This window comes from Brevibacillus antibioticus (genome assembly GCF_005217615.1).
GTDB lineage: Bacteria > Bacillota > Bacilli > Brevibacillales > Brevibacillaceae > Brevibacillus > Brevibacillus antibioticus.
Window position 1 is genome coordinate 5,537,863 of the sequence record NZ_SZNK01000001.1, and the last position, 20,273, is coordinate 5,558,135.

General features: G+C 44.8%; 10 protein-coding genes. 9 read left to right on the plus strand and 1 reads right to left on the minus strand.

Features of this window, described 5'->3' with window-relative positions:
• Positions 1–606 precede the first annotated feature (606 nt).
• The 6 genes from E8L90_RS26750 to E8L90_RS26775 all read left to right on the plus strand — a co-directional run bounded on the left by E8L90_RS26750 (position 607) and on the right by E8L90_RS26775 (position 9,337).
• A complete protein-coding gene (locus E8L90_RS26750) occupies positions 607–1,161 on the plus strand; it encodes a sigma-70 family RNA polymerase sigma factor (RefSeq protein ID WP_244297397.1) in 555 nt (184 codons plus the stop codon).
• Positions 1,161–2,504, plus strand: a complete 1,344-nt coding sequence (locus tag E8L90_RS26755; protein WP_137032247.1) for a DUF4179 domain-containing protein — start codon at positions 1,161–1,163, stop codon at positions 2,502–2,504. The genes E8L90_RS26750 and E8L90_RS26755 overlap by 1 nt, the downstream gene beginning before the upstream one ends.
• A gap of 378 nt (positions 2,505–2,882) precedes the next feature.
• Positions 2,883–4,229, plus strand: coding sequence for a branched-chain amino acid transport system II carrier protein (gene brnQ / locus E8L90_RS26760; protein WP_137032249.1), 1,347 nt, complete (start codon positions 2,883–2,885; stop codon positions 4,227–4,229).
• Between the two features lie 199 nt (positions 4,230–4,428).
• Positions 4,429–5,079, plus strand: coding sequence for a 2OG-Fe(II) oxygenase (locus tag E8L90_RS26765; protein WP_137032250.1), 651 nt, complete (start codon positions 4,429–4,431; stop codon positions 5,077–5,079).
• A 188-nt stretch (positions 5,080–5,267) separates the two neighbouring features.
• Positions 5,268–6,857, plus strand: a complete 1,590-nt coding sequence (locus E8L90_RS26770; protein ID WP_137032252.1) for a sensor domain-containing diguanylate cyclase — start codon at positions 5,268–5,270, stop codon at positions 6,855–6,857.
• 158 nt (positions 6,858–7,015) lie between these two features.
• Positions 7,016–9,337: a S9 family peptidase gene (locus E8L90_RS26775; protein ID WP_137032254.1), complete on the plus strand. Its 2,322-nt coding sequence runs from the start codon at positions 7,016–7,018 to the stop codon at positions 9,335–9,337.
• 82 nt (positions 9,338–9,419) lie between these two features.
• On the opposite strand, the gene E8L90_RS26780 is transcribed toward E8L90_RS26775, so the two are convergent.
• Positions 9,420–10,499, minus strand: coding sequence for an RDD family protein (locus tag E8L90_RS26780; RefSeq protein WP_137032256.1), 1,080 nt, complete (start codon positions 10,497–10,499; stop codon positions 9,420–9,422).
• Positions 10,500–10,634: 135 nt separating this feature from the next.
• On the opposite strand from E8L90_RS26780, the gene E8L90_RS26785 reads away from it, so the two are divergent.
• From E8L90_RS26785 to E8L90_RS26795, 3 genes are all read left to right on the plus strand, one after another.
• Positions 10,635–11,753 carry a hypothetical protein gene (locus E8L90_RS26785; RefSeq protein WP_137032258.1) on the plus strand — a complete coding sequence of 373 codons (1,119 nt, stop codon included), beginning with the start codon at positions 10,635–10,637 and terminating at the stop codon, positions 11,751–11,753.
• 242 nt (positions 11,754–11,995) lie between these two features.
• Entirely contained in the window at positions 11,996–14,566 is a 2,571-nt protein-coding gene (locus tag E8L90_RS31150; protein WP_137032260.1) for a winged helix-turn-helix domain-containing protein, read from the plus strand.
• A gap of 190 nt (positions 14,567–14,756) precedes the next feature.
• Entirely contained in the window at positions 14,757–19,721 is a 4,965-nt protein-coding gene (locus tag E8L90_RS26795; RefSeq protein ID WP_137032262.1) for an Ig-like domain-containing protein, read from the plus strand.
• Positions 19,722–20,273: the final 552 nt, after the last annotated feature.

Here is a 20,273-nt window from a genome sequence, read left to right on the forward strand (position 1 = left end):
TGCTTACTGCCTGGAAAGCGAGAACCTTATGTAAAAAATTCAAGAGCACACGAGGTGCTCTTGAACAATTGATTACATTTTACATACAAGTGTCATAATTGGATGGACAATCATTTTCATTTCTTGAACGTTTTGATTGTTAGAAAGTTGTGCTTTCACTACCTTTTTCATGGGCAATCCCCTCCTTCCTGACTTTTATCATTTATGGAATTGTGTATGCTTTTTGATTCTCTTACAAGCAAACATCAACAACCACGCGCCATTTCAAAGCTTTCATTTCTTGCACTTGTTTGTTCTTGTTTACTGCTACTTTTACGACCTTTTTCATGAGTTTACACCTCCTTTCCAAAAAAAGATGGAACTAATAGGCTTGAATGTAATTATAAGGAAAAATGCCAATTGATTTCAAGTTAAGAAAAATAAATATTTTCTGAAATATACGATTAAAAACTGTTTGCAAAGTGCCTGGTGCTTCTCACACTCTCATAAAGAACGGTGTTCACATCAATGCTTTTACCGAAAATTGTATGAATCATGATGTGAGATGTAACAATATTGTGCTTAGCGGGATCATCTAGGGTAGAACAAAAAAGGGGGGGGGGAAAAGTGAACAATGATGGAGTACCGCTAACCAGTCTTACTATGAACCCTGACGCTACCTTGGAGTGGTTAATGGATCAGTTTGGGGAAAATGTATTTCATTTGGTTTATATGACAGTTAAAGATCATGCGCTGGCAGAGGATATTACCCAAGATGTGTTTATCAAAGCTTATCGCAATTTGGGAACCTTCCGTGGTGACGGGAATATCAAACATTGGCTTTACAAGATTACGATAAATGAGACAAAGAAGCATTTTCGCTCTTGGTCATTTCGCCACATCTGGGCGACTGTGGATGATCGGCTCGTAAGCCTTATGGATAAGCAGGCAAAAAATCATGTGGAAGAGGAGACTGTGAACAGGCAGGAACGGGAGGAAGCCTTTCATCTGATTATGTCTCTTTCAACAAAGCTTCGAGAGGTGATCATTTTACATTATTGCGAAGAGCTATCTATTAAGGAAATGGCTCATGTTCTCTCTGTAACTGAGGGGGTTGTGCGAACAAGATTGCACCGTGCCAGAAAACATTTGAGAAAACTTATGGTAAAGGAGGAAGGGTGATGGATGAAGATAAAGTATTGAAAAAGTTTGCCCAATCAGCCAAACAAGTGGCCAGGGAGAAATATCAATTTAGCCATGCCACTTTGAAAACCAGCGTGCTAAAAAAAATTCACATACAAAATAGACACTGCCGCTCGCGTAGAATAGCTGTCTCAATAAGTTTGGCTGCTTGTCTTACTCTCTGCGGTTATATCTTTCTCCCAGTGTGGAACGGTATATTCTTCAGGGAAGCAGGGCCAGATCAATCGGCAACACAAATGGAGTTGATTGAGCCAGATGAAGGAATGCTGTGGGCAATTCAAAACGGATACAGGTTCCTTCCTAATATTCAAATACAGAAAAATGGCTATACCATCGAGACAAAGGATATCATGGTGGATCAACAACGAATCGTCTATTCGATATGGCTCTCCGGAGAAAAAATTGAAACCTACGCGAATGATAAATCATATTCAGTTTACAATGTTTCTTCTGAGCTGGATGTTCCTGGATCTATCTATATATTGCGAAATGGAAGGGAAAAGGAATACAAGCTAGTTAATGGAGTTCATTATCTCATCATACAGGGGGAATTGTTCCTGAACCAGGACGAAATGCAAAATATCCTTAGTAAGCCAAACCCTGTGATTCCATTGACTGTAGGTTACATGAACCAAAAAGAGGTAGAGATTCCTCTCCCTTTAACGGAGGAGGTTCGCTTGGAAAAAAAGGTAATAAAGACCACGGCAACAGCTAAAGCAAAATTGGGAACACAAGAGGTTTTGCAAAATCTTGTGCTAAGCCAGCTAGATCTTTCTCCTACTATCATGCATGTAAACATACAGGGAGAGATGAAGGAGGATTACGAATTTCATGGTTTGAAAAATCCTCGACTCGTTGATGGGAAGGGGAAGGAGTATCACTTAGCGGAACGGGGACAAAATAAAATGAAGACTAACAGCTACTCTCTGCACTTTATTCCTTCCTTGTATTTTGACCAGTTTCCTCAGAAGCTGTCTCTGGAGTTTGATGGTATTGTCACTTCAACGAGAAAGAGTGGAAACTTTGTATTGGAACGGAACGGTAAGTATCCATTTGAGGTACCGTTTGGCAACAAGAAAGGCCGTATCCTTCAGGCGTACTATGACAAAGACAGATTGGTCCTTGACCTTGAAGGTTCGTTGTTATCGGAAGAGACCGATATCAAAATTGATGGAGTAGATTATCATAATCAAATTTTTGAGAATGGAAAATGGATTGTCACATATCCTGTTCCAAAGAAAGACACATATCAGGTTGAAACAAGTAGAAAAGATACTGAAACAATACCAGTCAATGCAGAAGTACCCATTCTGGACAACTAGTAACAGTCATGATAAACAAGAATACCACCTGTTTGGGGTGGTTTTTTTGTTTTTATGGGGAATTCTCTGCCAGAGGTCAATGTATAGCGGGAGGAAGCGATTCGAGCGAAATGCAGGGAAGGTACTTCCAGATGCGATAATGGGGTGCTTGTAGTAAACTGTATCAGGGGTGTAAGCTTCATTTCCGGCAAATTGGAGTTACTAGGCTCATAGTGATTGGAGTATCTTTCTCTTGCGAGCGGTACTTTGAGTTATCGTGTGTTTGAAAAGAATGTTTATTTAGAGTATAGTATCAGAATGAATAAATGAGGGTTGGGAAAGCAGCCGTCTGAATGAACATCTATGATTGGGAGATAGGGAACAATTAGGAGGATTATTGTGTCACAGAAAGCGCCAGTTTCTTTTATCGTTACGATCGGATTCATGTTATTTGCTCTGTTTTTTGGAGCGGGTAATTTAATTTTTCCGCCAATGCTTGGCCAATTAGCAGGAACAAATGTATGGATAGCCAATGCAGGTTTTTTGGTTACTGGGGTTGGGTTGCCTTTGCTAGCGATCACAGCCTTTGTTTATTCGGGAGCAGACGATTTGCGATCTTTAGCCAGTCGCGTGCATCCCGTATTCGGAACGGTATTCACGATTGTTCTATATCTAGCAATCGGTCCGTTTTTTGCGATACCTAGATCCGGCAATGTATCGTTTGATATTGGGGTAAAGCCTTTTCTATCAGAACAGGCAGGTCCGGCACCGCTAGTTCTGTTTACCATCCTGTTTTTCGCAATGGCCTGCTTCTTATCGCTCAATCCTATGAAAATTATCCATGTAGTCGGAAAAATCTTAACTCCAATTAAATTAACATTTATCGGAATTATTGCGATAACGGCTATTATTTATCCAATTGGAGCCCTTCAAGCCCCGCAAGCAGGTTACACATCCCATGTATTTTTCAAGGGTTTTCAAGAAGGGTATTTAACATTGGATGCGCTTGTAGCCTTTGTTTTTGGAATGATCATTGTGAATGCGATTAAAGAAAAAGGTGTTACTGCCAAAAAACAAGTTTTGGCTACGTGCGCAAAAGCAACAATGATAGCCGGTTTACTCCTTGCCCTTTTCTATACCGCACTTTCCTTTATGGGTGCCTCTAGTGTAGAGAAGTTGGGCCACTTAGAAAATGGCGCTGAAGTTTTGGCGAAGGTTTCCGATTACTACTTTGGTTCTTATGGTGCCATTTTATTGGGATTAATGATTACAGTGGCATGTTTGACTACAAGTGTAGGGCTTATTACAGCCTGCTCTTCTTTTTTTCATTCGTTGTTTCCGAAGATCTCTTACAAAAAATTTGCGGTTATTTTGTCTGTTTTCAGTACACTCGTTGCCAATATTGGATTAACGCAACTCATTAAGGTCTCCGTTCCGATCTTGATGACCATGTATCCGATTGCGATCTCGTTGCTCTTCTTGACGTTTCTGCACAAAGCATTCAATGGCAGACCAGAAGTGTATCAAGGAAGTTTACTTTTCACTTTTCTGATTAGTCTGTTTGATGGCTTAAAGGCTGGGGGAGTCGAAAACAGTTTTGTCCATCATTATTTTACTCAGTACCTTCCTCTGTATGACGTAGGTTTGGGGTGGCTGCTGCCTTCTCTAATAGGTGGGGTATGCGGATTCGTGATCAGTGTATTCCGGAAGAATATGTATCGCGTTCAAAAACACAAGGAGGCATGAAAATAGCTCTTCACATAGACACATGCCACAAAGAAGATGCTTACTATAGGGCAAACCCGTCTCTTAACATATAGGAGACGGGTTTTGTTCATGTTTTGGTGTTGAGAATGTTTGGATTTTTCGAAAGTTTACCGATTGTAATTACTCATTGTATGGTATTCTATTTTTTGCGACGGATGTCATATATATGGGGTGCATAATGATGATAGAGCACAGGATAGAGAAAGAACGGACGATATTTGATCATACTGGAAATAGGATCAAGACAGATGATCGAGAGATTCGAATTCTTGCCAAGTATGAGGAACCGTTGGTTGTCGTGTTAGGAAATGTCCTTAGCCATAGTGAATGCGATGAGCTAATCGAGCATTCCAGAGAACGATTGCAACGCTCAAAAATAGGCGAAGATCGTTCAGTCCATTCTATTCGAACGAGCAGCGGGGTGTTCTGCGAGCAGACGGAGACGATTACAAGGATCGAGAAGCGAATCTCTCAAATCATGAACATTCCGATTGCGCATGGTGATGGCTTGCAAGTTCTACGATATACCCCTGGCCAAGAATATAAACCCCATTATGATTTCTTTGCAGAAACGAGTCGAGCAAGTACGAACAATCGCATTAGTACGCTCGTGATGTATTTGAATGATGTGGAGCAAGGCGGAGAAACGGTGTTCCCTTTGCTTCATTTATCTGTTTTCCCTATCAAAGGCATGGCTGTCTACTTTGAATATTTTTATAGAAATCAAGAAATAAACGAGTTCACTTTGCATGCAGGTGCACAAGTGACCCATGGGGAAAAGTGGGTTGCAACGATGTGGATGAGAAGACAAAGCTTTCGAGTCTCCTAGATAAGAGTGGTGTGCCAAGGCAATCGCCAAAAATGTAACTACCACCTGACAAAGGTGGCTTTTTTATGTCCACAAGCCAAGAGTCGGCTGCTTGAACTTTCTTATATACTTGAAACGAATATTATCAAGTGTTAGACTATTTTTTATTTATTGCATAATAGCTCATGCTAAATACAAGGGGGCATCCGATGCCTATCTTACAAAAAAAAGCAAACCACTCGAAAAAGATTAGCCTAGTGACACTTTTAACAGGTCTAGTCTCTTTATCCGTTGTTCTGACTGTTACCATTCTCCTGATCTCATTCTATCAATCCAAAATACAGGCACTGATTCATACGACGTTGACCCTAAATCACACAAGTGCACTCAAAATGAGTCACACCATAGACGCTTTAATAAAATCTATGCGGAGTAGCTTACAGTATTCGACGAGCATCTTTTCCAATATGCACACGATGGATGCAGATGAAATACATGCGAAGCTTGAATTGATACGTCGTACAAACAACTATTTTAATTCGATTATCGCGGTGGATGAAACCGGGCTTGTTCGAAGTGTGTCTCCCGAATCAATTGGTACAGCAGGAACATATTTGAAAATGGATGTGGGGAAAACGATATTGGCATTAAAAAAGTCCTACATTTCTGTACCATGTATCACTGCACATTCGAATCGTCTCATTTTGCTTATTAGCGAGCCCATTTTCGATAAGGACGGAATCTACCGTGGGTTTATCGGAGGAACCATTTATCTTCAAGAAGATAACATTTTAAATACGATCCTGGGGAGCAACCCAACCGACGAGCTAGGTTCTTCTTTCTACATCGTAGGATCAAACGGTCATTTGTTGTTCCATCGTGATGCAAGTCGGATCGGAGAGGATATCAGTGCGAATCCAGCCGTGCGCAAGCTCCTTCAAGGACAAAGTGGCTATGAACAGATCGTTAATTTGAGGGGACAGACGGTACTAGCCGCCTACGTGAAGGTTCCAGAGAACGACTGGGGTGTCGTTGTCGGGTCACCTATTAGTGTTGTTTATGAACAAGTAAATCGTGATATTCAATCCGTGGTGTTGTATACGCTGCCTCCCTTTCTATTATTAATGCTAGTTGTAATTGGGCTCGCGCGCAAAGTAGCAAGGCCTTTCGTATCCCTGGCCGATCTTGTGAGCAAGGCCGGTAGAGAAGAGGTTGAGTTCTCGGAAGGTAAACAGCATTGGAATCGAGAGGCTGAGCTACTAACGCGAGCCATTCGCTTTACATTAAACGATATCAAAAAACAGACAGATCAATTGGCTCATGATGCGCGAACAGATCCGCTGACAGGGCTAAAAAACCGAAGGACGCTCGAGGAAACCATGGAAAAATGGATGATGGAGCAAATCCCCTTTTCTCTTATTATGATGGACTTAGATCGGTTTAAATTCATCAATGACACATATGGTCATCAGTCTGGAGATGAGGTGTTGAAACATTTTGCGAAAATGATTTCTTCATCACTTCGACCAGAAGATGTGAGCAGTCGTTTTGGCGGTGAGGAATTTGTTGTCCTTGTTTCCCATGCTGGCTTGGAGGAGTCCTATCAGGTGGCCGAACGAATACGCCATACCTTAGAAACAAGTACAAATCCAATCGGGCAGCCGCTAACCGTGTCACAAGGCATTGCCCACTATCCTTCCCATGCTGTTTCTCCTGAAGATCTGATGCATGTAGCTGACGAGGCCATGTACAAGGCGAAGAGATCGGGTAGGAACCAAACAGTGATAGCGGAGAAATGAAGAAAAAAAGATTTACTTCTCAGGTGCTAAAAATGTAAATTAGGAGATATATTATCTCGCTTTTTACATATGCATGTAACAAATGGACAAATAAGGAAAAATATTCGAAGATGTGAAGCACATGATTCTTGTATCTCACTTTGAAGGAGGAGATTCACTTGGAGAATGTTGTCACATGGGAACAGTATGAGAGGGCACAACGCTTGCATCCCGCCAATTATTACGACGCAGTATTCAATGTTTTTGTCAGGCCAAACTGGATCAGCGGGAATCAGTTTTGGTACATCCGTGAAATCCGTTTGGAAAAGGGGGCTGGCAGGCAATATGTGATCGTGGATGCTGAACAGAATACGAGTCAGCCAGCATTCGATCACGCACGATTAGCTGTCTGTTTGTCAGGTAGTGTAGGCGAAACGTATAGCGCAGAAACATTGCCACTTGGGGAACTTATGTTTACCCGGAATGGATCAACCTTCCAGTTCGAGGTGAGAGGCACGGTTTGGAGCTGTGATTTACAGAAATACACCTGCAAGCCCATAGACCATTATCAAAAGCCGCCGATGGATGAACTGCCGTCTCCAGATGGAAAATGGGTGGCGTTCGTATATGATCACAACTTGTATGTTCGATCGCTAGAAACCGGAAGGCGTATCAGGCTAACCCATGACGGCACGGCTTACTATGATTACGGAACCCAACCTGAATGTAGGCTCTCGACCGTGGCGGAGCGATTGAAGGGCATTAAGCTTCCTCCAGTGGTTATTTGGTCACCAGATTCCAAGATGCTGCTGACCCATAAGCTTGACCAGAGAAAGGTGCGCGAGATGCATCTGATCCAATCTGCTCCGAAAGGGGAAGGAGTCAGACCGGTACTGCACTCGTATCGTTATCCACTAGTTGGCGATCAACACGTACCATTGGCAGAGCTGGTCATCTGTAATCTGGAAAGGCGAAACACAGTCCGGATTGAAAGTGAGCCTTTACTGGCATGTCCAGTCTCCCCCCTCACTCCGGGGATGCAAATGGCCGGATGGTCATCCGACAGTAAACAGATCTATATCACCCGGATGTCCCGTGATGCCCGTTCTGTCGATTTTTCCGTAGCGGATCCTTGCTCTGGTGAGGTTTGCACGCTACTGCGGGAACATAGCGATACGTTTTTGAACCAAGATCTGCATAATCTCGGCGATTCTAATCCGAATATTCGGTTATTGGCGGATGGCTCGTTTATCTGGCATTCAGAGCGTGATGGATGGAGCCACCTCTACCATTGTGATGGCAAAACGGGAGAGATTTGCAATCCGATCACATCGGGTTCCTGGACGGTTCGTAGGCTATTGGCAGTGGACGAGCAGCAGGGATGGGTGTATATCACTGGAGGGGGGCGTGAGGAAGGGCGCGATCCTTATTATCAACACCTGTATCGCGTTCGTCTGGATGGAACCGGGTTGTCGTTGCTGACGCCTGAAGATGCAGAGCATGATGTTGTGTTTTCTCCCAATTTGAAGTATTTCGTCGATACGTTTTCGCGAGTTGATTTGCCGCCAGTAACTGTTCTTCGCTCGGTAGATGGCAGCCTGATTCGCGAATTGGAGTATGCTGATGTGGAAATGCTGCTGGAGATGGGGTACCAAATGCCAGAAAGGATTACCGTCAAAGCACGAGACGGCGTGACCGATCTTTATGGGGTGATGCTGCGTCCATTCCCGTTTGATCCTTCCCGCAAGTATCCGGTGGTTGATTACATTTACGGGGGACCACAGATTATCAATACACCAAAAGCTTTCGCACTCGATCGCGGCCGAAGCCAGGACCTGCTGGGTGGTGGACAGTCATTGGCGCAGTTGGGGTTTATTGTAATGATCCTAGATGGAATGGGAACACCTTATCGTTCTAAAGCGTTCCATGACATCTCAAACGGAAAAATGGAGGAAGCAGGAGGCTTGATTGACCATGTGATAGCGGTAAGGCAATTGGCTGAGCGCTACCCGTATGTGGATGTTGACCGGGTAGGCATCTGGGGATCGTCAGGGGGAGGCTACGCTTCGACAAGGGCCATGCTCTCATTTCCTGACTGTTACAAGGTTGCTGTTTCCGCGTGTGGAAATCATGATCAACGGCTGTATATAGCAGCATGGGCAGAACGCTATCAAGGCTTGTATGATCCGGTCCTGTACAGAGATCAAGACAATGCTCGTCTAGCAGCGAATCTGCAAGGAAAGCTCTTGCTCGTGAGTGGCGATATGGATGAAAATGTGCATCCTTCCCAAACGATTCGGATGGCGGATGCATTGGTTAAAGCGGATAAAGATTTTGACATGTTGATTTTACCCAACCGACATCACGGATTTTCTTTGGATCCGTACTTTATCCGCAGAAAAATGGAGTATTTTGTACGGCACTTGATGGGAGCAGAACCTTCATGGAGGAATCAAATAGCTGACAAAAAGGCTAGTGATAAAGAGCCGATAGAGAAGTAGCGCGAGACAAATAAAAACTGAAAGTTGCATTCTGATTACCGGGAAGAAGCCACCTGATGAAGGTGGCTTCTGTGTTCTGTCGCTATTTTACCTCGCGAAAACTTCCACTGACTTTTTGCAGTTCTTGCTTGAGGGACGCAAACCTACTTTGTTTTGTCCAAGCCATGATTTGATGAAAATGTGTAGGCGTTTCGACCAATGTCACAATATAAGCGAGCTTAATGCCGCCTACGTCGCCTTTGGCAATAAATTGGATGGCCACCTGGTTGTCAACTACAGTACGAATCGGTTTATCTATGGATAAATTTTCTGCTGCCTCTTGAATGTTGCTTTCAATGACTTGGGCATAATCTTGAAGCGTGAATGAACTGTCTAGATCCTGTTTCGATTCTGACAGTACCACTACATATTTTTCGCTAATACGATTGGAGATTTCTATACCTGCCTCATCGTGAAGGGCCGAATCCTTGCGCCAATCCGAAGAGGCTGTTATTTGAAACTTTTTATCCTTGCTATAGAAAATTTCTTCAGTAGGCGTTCTTGATGCGAAATTGATGATCCCAAAAATCATACTAATGATAGATAAAACGGCTACGATGGAAAAGACAACAGCGAGTACGGTTGTTTGCCTTTTGCTGACGTTGTTTAGATCCTTCACTTTAACGACGTATGTATTCGCTGCCAGGTCGCCTAACCGTTGTCTTTTGTCGGTAGCCAACACACTGATACCAGCTGGCAACCCGCCTAGAAGAAATGCATTTGCTTCAAATAGACGAATGAGGGAACGGATAAATGATTTCCATAATCCTGGTGGTCGTCCTTCTGCATTGACAGCAATGATGCGGAAAGTGAATTTTCCGATCGTATATCCAGTTAGTCCTTCTAACAGTACATAATAAGAACATAGGATAATGGCGGCTAGGATGAAGAAAAGGAAAAAGAGACCGCTGGAGCCTTTATCAATGGAACCCCCGAGTGAGAGCAATCCGGTTAGAAAAAAAGCGAGAAGAATATGATCCAGAATATGGGCTCCCCATCTTGTAAAAAAAATCGTTGCCTTGTCGTACGATCTCGATAAATCCCCCATGTTTTTGGGTGACTCTTGTTGGGCAAGAGGAAAAAACTCTGTCGGTACTGATGGTGATGGTGGTTGTTGCTCCAATTTTTTGCACCTCCTGAAAAAATGTAAACATATAACATTTAACCATTTTGAAAATTGTATTGTCAATTGTATACGATTAGAATGGGAAAAGATAAGCGCGCGCGGCTATCCTATTCAGGGAAAGGAGAATAGCATATGGAAATCCACCAAATACCCGAGCAATTGTCATTGATCAAACATTCCAAAGATCTTTGGGACTCTTTTGCATACAGCAAATGTAAGGATGCATACGGTTATGACAAAAATGGGCTGAAAAGATACGCACTGATCGTTCAGTTACAATACGATCAGACTGTGACAGAAGCAGACAAGGAGCTCCTGTACTATTTGATGAGCCAAGAGATTGAGCTGCATAAGTCCCATCCGTATCAGGGATTACATGAATCCATGGACATCGTGGCTTATTTGTTGGCGAAGTGTAAGGATGTTAACCATATTCCATTGTTTGTGCAGGCAAAATTAAGCAATTTTGATACCTACTATGGCTTCGACACCGAGTATATCATTTCGGCGGGGATTGAAGAGGCGATCACGTATATCGAAGAGAACGGTTTGTACCGAATCAGCTCTTTCTTTCAGGATAAGAAAGAGGAGCTGGAGACGATGTATACGGCTGAACATATGGAGCGATGGTTTCAATCCAAGGCTAGGGATTACCCTGCCAATCTTGAGGATGAGTCTTTGATTACGTTAATGGACAGAGCAAGCGATTTTGGTAACATGGCAGAAGCCAGGAAATTATTTGGGAAGCTAGAGGAGCAGCTCGGCTCTGACAAAAAGAATTATTCTCTGCTTTATCATCAGGCAAAACAATTGGAAGAGTACGACAAGGCACTTCACTATCTCACACAGGATCTTCCGGAACAGGAAGATTTGTTTGACAAAGTATCCCTTTGGTTAAGAATTGCCGAAATCCATTTGCTCAAGCAGGACTGGATTCAGGCTTTTGCCAGCGTCAAGCAGTGCGAACCAGAGCTCAAGCTCTTCTCCTCTTGGAAGAGAACCGGTTTGGGCAGACGCTTGAGCGAGATCTTGTTGGATATTTGCTTGAAGGCGAAGGATAGCAACGAGTCTTTGGCTAGAGAAGCGTACCGCTGGGGCGACCAGATGTTGAAATCGACAAACAACTACAGCAGTAATGTTTTGAGAAAGGCGCATCAGTGTGCCAAAGTGCTGCAACTCAAACAGGATAAAAGGCTCTACAGTAAAAAAGTCGCGATAGAAGCCAGACGAATCAACCGAATGATTAGATGACGCAAAGTAAACCTGACATCTGCAACCGTCGGGTTTTTCTCTGTTTGGATGCAACGTTCATAAAAAAAATACCCACGCAGGAGCGAGTTTGCTGTATCTTTAATCTGAGCAATATTTCCTATCTTTATATGAACTCTTTTTCCCCCGTTAGCCAACCTCATTGCGCTTCAGGTCATCGATAGCAAGGCTACTTTCCATGTTTCCTTCATGAATGTCATTTTACTTCTAGGTAGGAGATGCGTATGGATTTATTAACGTACAGTCCACTTATCGCAACCAAGCTTCATGTTCCGAAGTATGGTTCGGACTTGTTACTTCGGCATCAGATATTAAAAGAAATCGATGACGCGGGCGCTGCGAGATTGATTCTCGTGTGCGCGCCAGCCGGTTTCGGTAAAACGACAGCAGTCAGTCAATGGACGCAAAATTCCGGCAAACCGACCGGTTGGATCTCTCTGGATGAATCCGATAATGATCCCGTGCGCTTTTGGCGATATTTTGCTAGGGCAATTGATAGGGCACAGGAAGGCTTGGGCAAAGAATCTTCCTCGGTGGTTCACCCACAGTATACGGCTTCTGCTGAGCAGTTGATGTCCGTGCTACTCGAAGAAATTGCGAGGTTTGAATGTGATTTTTATCTGGTATTGGACGATTACCATCTCATAAAGGAGCCTTCGATTCATGAAGGATTGCAGACACTGATCCAGCATGCTTTCTTCTATATGCATGTCGTCCTAATTACGAGGGAGGAACCTCCTTTTGCCCTGCACCGTCTACGCGTTCGGAAACAGTTGAAGCAACTGGGCTCAGACACTCTTCGGTTCAATGCGGAAGAGTGCCAGCGCTTATTTCGGGAGCAACTGGGTCTGCGTTTGTCCGAACAAGACATTGGCTTGCTAAGCAAACGAACGGAGGGATGGGTGGCCGGTTTGCAGTTAGCAGCGTTGTCCATGCAAGGAAAGCCCGAAGCTTCTAAGGTCATTCATCAATTTTCCGGTAATGACAAGTATGTTGGGGATTATTTGACGGAAGAAGTATTGAAACGGCTTCCAGAAAAGGTACAGATGTTTTTGTTGAAAACGTCCATATTACCGCGTCTGACAGGAGATCTATGCGCAGCCGTTACCGGAGAGTCGGACGCTCACGACATCCTTCGTATGCTGGAGAGAACGAATTCATTTGTCATCGCGCTGGATGGCGTAAATGAGTGGTATCGTTATCACCATTTATTCGCAGACCTCCTGCTTTCTCATGTAAGGAAAACATATAACGATCTACTTCCTGCTCTACATATCTCTGCAAGCTGTTGGTTTGAAAGTCACGGGTGGATCATGGAGGCGACTGAGCATGCGTTTCTCGGAAAGGACTGGAACCGGGCGAGCCGTTTGATCGTCGCACATGCGCCGTGGATGTTGAAGCAGTACGAAAATATTACACTGCGTAGATGGATGAGATACTTTGATAAGTTCTGGTTGGAAAGCAACCCCGAGCTGTGCATGGCTTTTGCCTGGCTGCATGCTGTGTCCAACGAAATTGATCAGGCGGGAATCCTCCTTCAATTGGCTGACGAAGCAACACAGATCAATCATGGGAGCTTTGACGACTGCCGAGTAGAAATGTGTGTGCTTCGGGGATATATCGAAGTGATGCGGGGAAATGTAGACCTTTCCCTCAAATATATGGAAGAATCGGTTCAAATGAAGCCAAAATTCAGCCGCTACTTCATCGTCGGCATTGAACTGAATTCGGATGAGCCGTACGTCCTGCGCAGTCGCGTGGCTTTGAGCGGATATTTGTCCAACGTGAATGAATACTATCCAAAACTAAGGGCGATCTGGAAGCACAGTGGTCTTGGGATATTGGCCTACGGTTCTATCGTTTTGGGTGAGCTTTATTATGAGCAAAATGATTTTGAGCAGTTGAAATATTTCGTACCTCGTGCAATCCAGTTAGGCACGATCTCATTGAACTTTGGTGTATTGGTCCCTGTGTATCTGACTTTGGCTCGATGGAGAAAAGCAGAGCACCGTAACGAAGAGATGTGGCTGGCTATGGAGGAAATCACTTCGCTTTGCCGTCAGCATGATGCACCTCCTCATTGGATGTCTTTTGTAGAAACATTTCGCGTCCGATTATGGATCGAAGAAAATCGCCGGGAAGAAATAGAAAAATGGGCCGAGTCTTATACCAAAATGAATGTAGATATTGTCGCTTCCCGGCATGAATTTGAGCGCATGACGCTGGCCCGGGTATACATCTATTTAAAAAACGACAGTGCAGCCATCATGCTGCTAACCAGCTTAAAGCACGAGGCGGAAATAAAGGATCGGCTCGGGAGTCGGATTGAAGCCTTTCTTCTGCTCAGCCAAGCTTACATGATCCCAAAACAGCAGCATGAAGCTATGGAGTGTATGCGCTTGGCGGTGACGTTAGCCGCGCCAGAAGGCTATGTACGTACTTTTTTGGATGAAGGCCCTGCTGTTGCCAAAATGCTCTATTCGCTCTATAAAAGCAAAAATGTATCCAAACAAGAGATGGCTTATCTTTCGATGCTGCTCAAAAGTGTGGAGAAGGAATTTCCCACGCTTGATATTCAAATCCGGGTATCCCCTTCCTTGGAAAAATTGACGGAAAGAGAGTCGGAAGTGCTGGCACTGATCGGTGAAGGATTGTCCAATTCCGAGATTGCGGACAAGCTACATCTCACACTAGGGACGGTAAAAGGGCATGTGCATCAAATTTTTAGCAAGCTCCAGGTAAAAAATCGGGCACAAGCCATCGTCAGATTAAGAGAAAGTGAGATCGACCATTAGAATCAACCCCGCCTATACGGTGGGGTTTTTTGTTGGGAAGAAAACAATCACGCAAAGACATAACTTTAGTTAGTATTTTTTGCAAAAGACTGTTGTTACCATATTTTTGTTTCACCTAGATGTTTTGCTGGGGGAGTGTGTCGACAGTAGGAGGAGTTCAAATGAAGAAGGAAGGAGGACAGTGTTATTGATGAAAAGAATGATGGCTCGTCTGTTGGTATTTATTTTGCTGTTTGCAATTGTCCAACCTGTGTTTATTTATGAAAAAGTGAATGCAGCTATTACAGATGTGATTCGAGTAGAGGCAAACAAGATCGTGGATGCGTCTGGTGGCTATCCAGAAGGTTTGCCATATGAAATGATTCCGAACGCGTTGATTGTCGGCTATGCGCGAGACAGTAGCATGGATTATGGGGCTGCGAATACTGCTCTACGTTTTGACCTGAGCGGCGTGAAAAGTGAGATGAAAATTGAGTCCGCTAAACTAAGAATTTATGTGCATAAGGTAGAATCAACAGGCGGAGATATGCCCTTTATTGATTTATGGGGCTCGTCTGATGACAGTTGGAACGATGATGCTACGATGACGCTACCTATGCATCATGAAAGAATCATAACAAATGAGATGCTACCGAGTAATTTCACAGGGTGGAAATCGTTTGATGTAACCAGCTTTGTTAAGAGCCAGATTCCAGACAAAAAAGCTACCTTTGTTTTAAGAGGACGACAAACAGCGCCACCTGTTCCCCTTTTGTATCAGCCTCAAATCGTTTTCTACGACAAAAGAAATAGTAGCTACGCTTCTCAGTTGGAAATCACTTATGCTGCTAACACTCCACCAACCGATATCCTCTTATCGTCCAATTCGATTCCTGAAAACAATCAAATAGGAGCGGTAGTTGGTACGCTTTCGGCAGTAGATCCTGATCAAGGGGAAACCGTTACGTTTAGCATTCTAAACAATACGTTGCCATTTACTGTTGAGGGAAATCAACTGAAGGCAACGGAAAAATTTGATTTTGAAACGAAGTCAACTTACTCTGTACCGATAACCGCAACAGACTTGGCTGGCAATTTCTTTACCAAGGTGATGACCATCCAGGTGACAGATGTAAATGAACCACCTACGACAGCGACGGTTACCATCAATGGCGGTTCCGCGATTACGAGTTCAGCAAATGTGACGCTCACCATGAGCCATGATGACCCTGACGCGGCCAAGCCCGAGTACCGTTTGACGAATGTGGAAGGTGGTCCTTGGAGCGAATGGAACTCGTTAGGGACACCTGTAACGTGGACTCTCACAACAGGCGAAGGGACCAAAACGGTCTTCATGGAGCTGCGTGACGGAACAGGAACTGTCCTGCAAGCGGAGGATAGCATTGTGCTGGATACGACGCCTCCGGCAGGGACCATCGAGATCAATAATGGGAACGAAGCCACTTCATCAGAAAAGGTAGAGCTTACCATACAGGGAAGCGATGCGAACGGCCCGGTAGAAGTGATGTTGTCGAATGATAACAACTTTACAGGCAGTTGGATACCTGTCCCAGTCAACAACAAGCTGGAATGGAACTTGGCGAGTGGAGATGGACAAAAAACGGTCTATGCGAGGTTCCGTGATGGTGCAGGGAATCTGTTTACGACATCGGATACCATCGTGTTAGACAAAACACCACCTGTTGTGACGGGGGTTGCGAATGGCAGCTTCTACACGGCAGATGTCACCCCTGTCTTCGACGATGGCACAGCAACATTGAATGGTGCTCCTTTTGCCAGCGGCACAAAGGTGAGTGTGGAGGGCAAGTACACGCTGGTAGTGACGGACACAGCGGGGAATACAACTACGGTAAACTTTTCCCTGGATAAAACCGCGCCTACTGGAACTCTTGCGATCAATAACGGAGCCACCCATGCGAATAATCAGGATGTCACTTTGCAAATCGATGCCACTGACGCTACCAGCAAGGTGAAAATGAAGCTGTCCAACGATAACATCAGCTGGAGTTCGCCAGAGGATGTTGCGACGACCAAGGCTTGGAAACTAACAAATGGAGATGGACAAAAAACGGTCTATGTACAGTTGATCGACGAAGCTGGCAACACACATGATTTACAGGCAACGATTACACTCGACACGGTTGCACCTGTTGTCACAGGGGTAGAGAACAACAAGCTGTACAATCAGAGTGTTACGATCAGCTTCAACGAAGGAAAGGCGACCTTGAACGGAAAGCCGATAGCTGACGGAGAAATCGTCAATGACGATGGCGCTTATACGCTAATTGTCACGGATGAAGCGGGCAATACAACAACGCTTGCATTTTCGATTGATCAAACGAAGCCGTCAGGCAGTCTCAAGATCAATGGTGACGCCAATTATACCAATACACTGGCAACCACATTACAAATTGCTGTTACCGATTTCAGCAATGAACTACAGATGCGCTTTTCCCATGATGCGAGTGATCCAGCCAATTGGACTTCTTGGGAAGCGCTGACGCCAACAAAGGCATGGTCCTTGTCGACTGGAGACGGAACCAAGTCGGTTTCCATGGAAGTAAGGGACAAAGCAGGGAATATTGCCAGCTTTACCGATGAGATCACACTCGATATGACCAGCCCTACGGGTGCTTTTGAGATCAATCAAGGTCAGTCGTATACCAACATGAGCAAAGTTACGTTGAGTGTGGAGTCGGCTGATGCTCATGGTGTGGAAATGCGCTTGTCGAATGACAACCTGACGTGGAGCGATTGGAAAACCGCGCCGACAAAAGGCGACGTTCCATGGGAGCTGAGCGGTATTGATGGAACCAAAATGGTTTATCTGGAGCTGAGAGATCCGGCTGGAAACCAATTGGCCCTTCAAAAGCAAATCACGCTGGATTCCGCTGGACCAGTCGTCACAGGAGTCGTCCAGGATGGTGTCTATGCGAGTGACGTAACAATTACCTTCAATGAGGGAACAGCATTACTGAATGGCAATCCGTTTACGAGCGGTTCTGTCGTCACTGTGGAAGGATCGTATGAGTTGGTCGTCATAGATGATGCACAAAATCGCACGACGATTCGTTTCATGTTGGATAAAACGCCACCGACTGGAACGCTCAGCATCGATAACAGAGCCGAATTTGCGAAAACAGTAGATGTTACGCTGCAACTCACTGCGTCAGGAAAAACAGACGACATCGAAATGGTTATCTCTAACGCGGATGACAATTCGGGCACGTGGGAGCGTTTCGCGGAGTCAAAAGCATGGAAGCTGGCTGATGGCAGCACAAACGGCACCAAAACGGTTTATGTCAAGCTGCGGGACAAAGCGGGGAACGTCACAAAGCTAAGTGATACGATTGTACTGGATGTGTTGGCGCCGACTGGATCCATCACGATCAATAACGGAGACAACCACACCAAGTCTCGTGATATTACGCTCACGATCACAGCGAACGACAGTACCAGTGATGTACAGATCCGCTTCGCCAATGGTGACAACGACTGGAGCGATTGGGAGGCAGCAACTGCGACCAAAGCATGGCAGTTGAAGTCCGGTGATGGAACCAAGACTGTCGAGATGCAGATCACAGACAGGGCAGGGCACATCACAACCGTTTCCGATACGATCGAGCTGGATGCAGATGCACCAGTGGTTACAGGAGTCGAGGACAAAGGCATTTACAAAGATGATGTGACCATCACATTCACCGAAGGAACCGCGACGTTAAACAGTGCTCCGTTCACAAGTGGCGACCAGGTAACAAGTGAAGGCAAGCATGAGCTGCGGGTCGTAGATACTTCCGGAAACGAAACCAAGATCACGTTTACTTTGGATAAAACAGCACCAACGGGCACGTTCGTCATCAACAATGATGATCGTCTAACCAACTCGACCAGCGTGAGACTGCATGTTACTGCCACGGACAATTTGGGAGATGTCGAGATGCGTATCTCCAATGAACAAGGCAAGTGGAGCAGCTGGGAAAAAGTGACGGGAACGGTACCGTGGAGCTTGACGTATGGCGATGGGATGAAAAAGGTTCTGATCCAGCTTCGCGATCAGGCAGGAAACACCGTCGATCTGGATGATTCCATTGAGCTATATGTGCCGAATGTGCCGAATCCATCAACAGGAGAGCCGGTCACCGGAGTTGAGTTAGAAGAAGAGGAGTTGACGCTGCGTGTTGGCGATACAGAAAGCCTTCGAGCCACTGTAAAACCAACGAATGCCACCAACAAACGAGTCAAGTGGGAAAGCAGCGACTCTGAGATCGTCGAGGTAGATGAGGAGGGCAAGATCAAGGCAGTAGCTCCTGGGACTGCGACGATTACAGTGACGACCGTAGACGGGAACAAAACCGATTCGGTGGAAGTAACCGTTAAGGAAATAGCCACCTTCCAGTTGGAAACAGACGAGCCGTCCTTCTGGATGAAACCAAGAGTAACCACAACCTTACGACTCTATAAGGTAGAAGGCAAAAAACGCAAAGACATCACGCGAGACAAAAATGTGGAATACGACACGAAAACCGGGTTGGTTACCGTCAAGCAGGGCCGCATTACGGCAGGCAAAGCAGAGGGAGAAGACATCGTTACCGTTCGTTATATGGGCGAGGAACTGGAGATTCCGGTGACGGTTTCTAAGAAAACCATTCGTTCTTTGACGACCTCCTTCAAGGATTTGGTGCTGGAGATCGATGACGAGAAGCAGCTAACGCTGACAGCCGTCTTCAGTGACAAAAACACCGAAGAGGTGACAGAAAAAGCAACTTGGTCCTCAAGCGACGAAGAGGTCGTCGAAGTAACAAAAGAGGGAAAAGTGACAGCACTGGCTGAAGGGAAGGCTGTCATTACTGCGAAATATGGCGGTAAAAAGGTAACCAATCGTGTGCTCGTGGTAGAAGAAAAGAAAGTGAAAGATTTGCGAGTATCGCGCTCTTCGCTGCGCTTGAATGCAGACAATACTGGAGAGATCGTCCTGTATGCGGTCTATGAAAATAGATACGAGGAGATCGTCACCAAGGATGCCGAATGGACAGTGGAAGATCCTGAGATTGCGACTGTAGAAAATGGTGTCGTGACCGCACTGGAATCTGGTAAAACAACGATTACAGTGGAATACGGCGGCGAGACCATTACGATTAAGATTACGGTCTGGTAAATGAAAAGGGGCTGCTCGATCAACCGTGGAGGGCAGCCTCTTTTCCATTCTGTTTTCAAAGGTGAAGAACTATGGAAAATGCATTCATTGCTTTTGTCACTAGCATGATGATTGGGGCTATTTTCTTTGGAATTTTATGGTGGGAAGGCTCGTGGTTCAGTTTTCGGTTTGCGAAGTGGTACTTCGGTATTTTAATTGCAGTCTCGATAGTGGTAGGAGGGTATACCCTTTTTCAAGGTTAATGATTTTATGTATGGAGTAAGCAAATTTCTACAAAGAAAAATAGACATGTTCAACCTTCTCAGGTATCGATCAATTTCTACACCAGCCTACCCGAGAAGGTAAACATGTCTATTTTTGTTTTATAATAAACAAATGTCTACGCTATGATTTGACATAAAATTCAGATATGATATAATGCCATTAAATGGTAATCTATTACATTTTACGCTCTTAATAGGTAATTGTTCCAGAAATTCCCCTCTTCCTAGTAGAATCTGAAGCTGCCTTCCCACGATTCGAAAGAACAATTCACCATTCCATTGCAAGGCT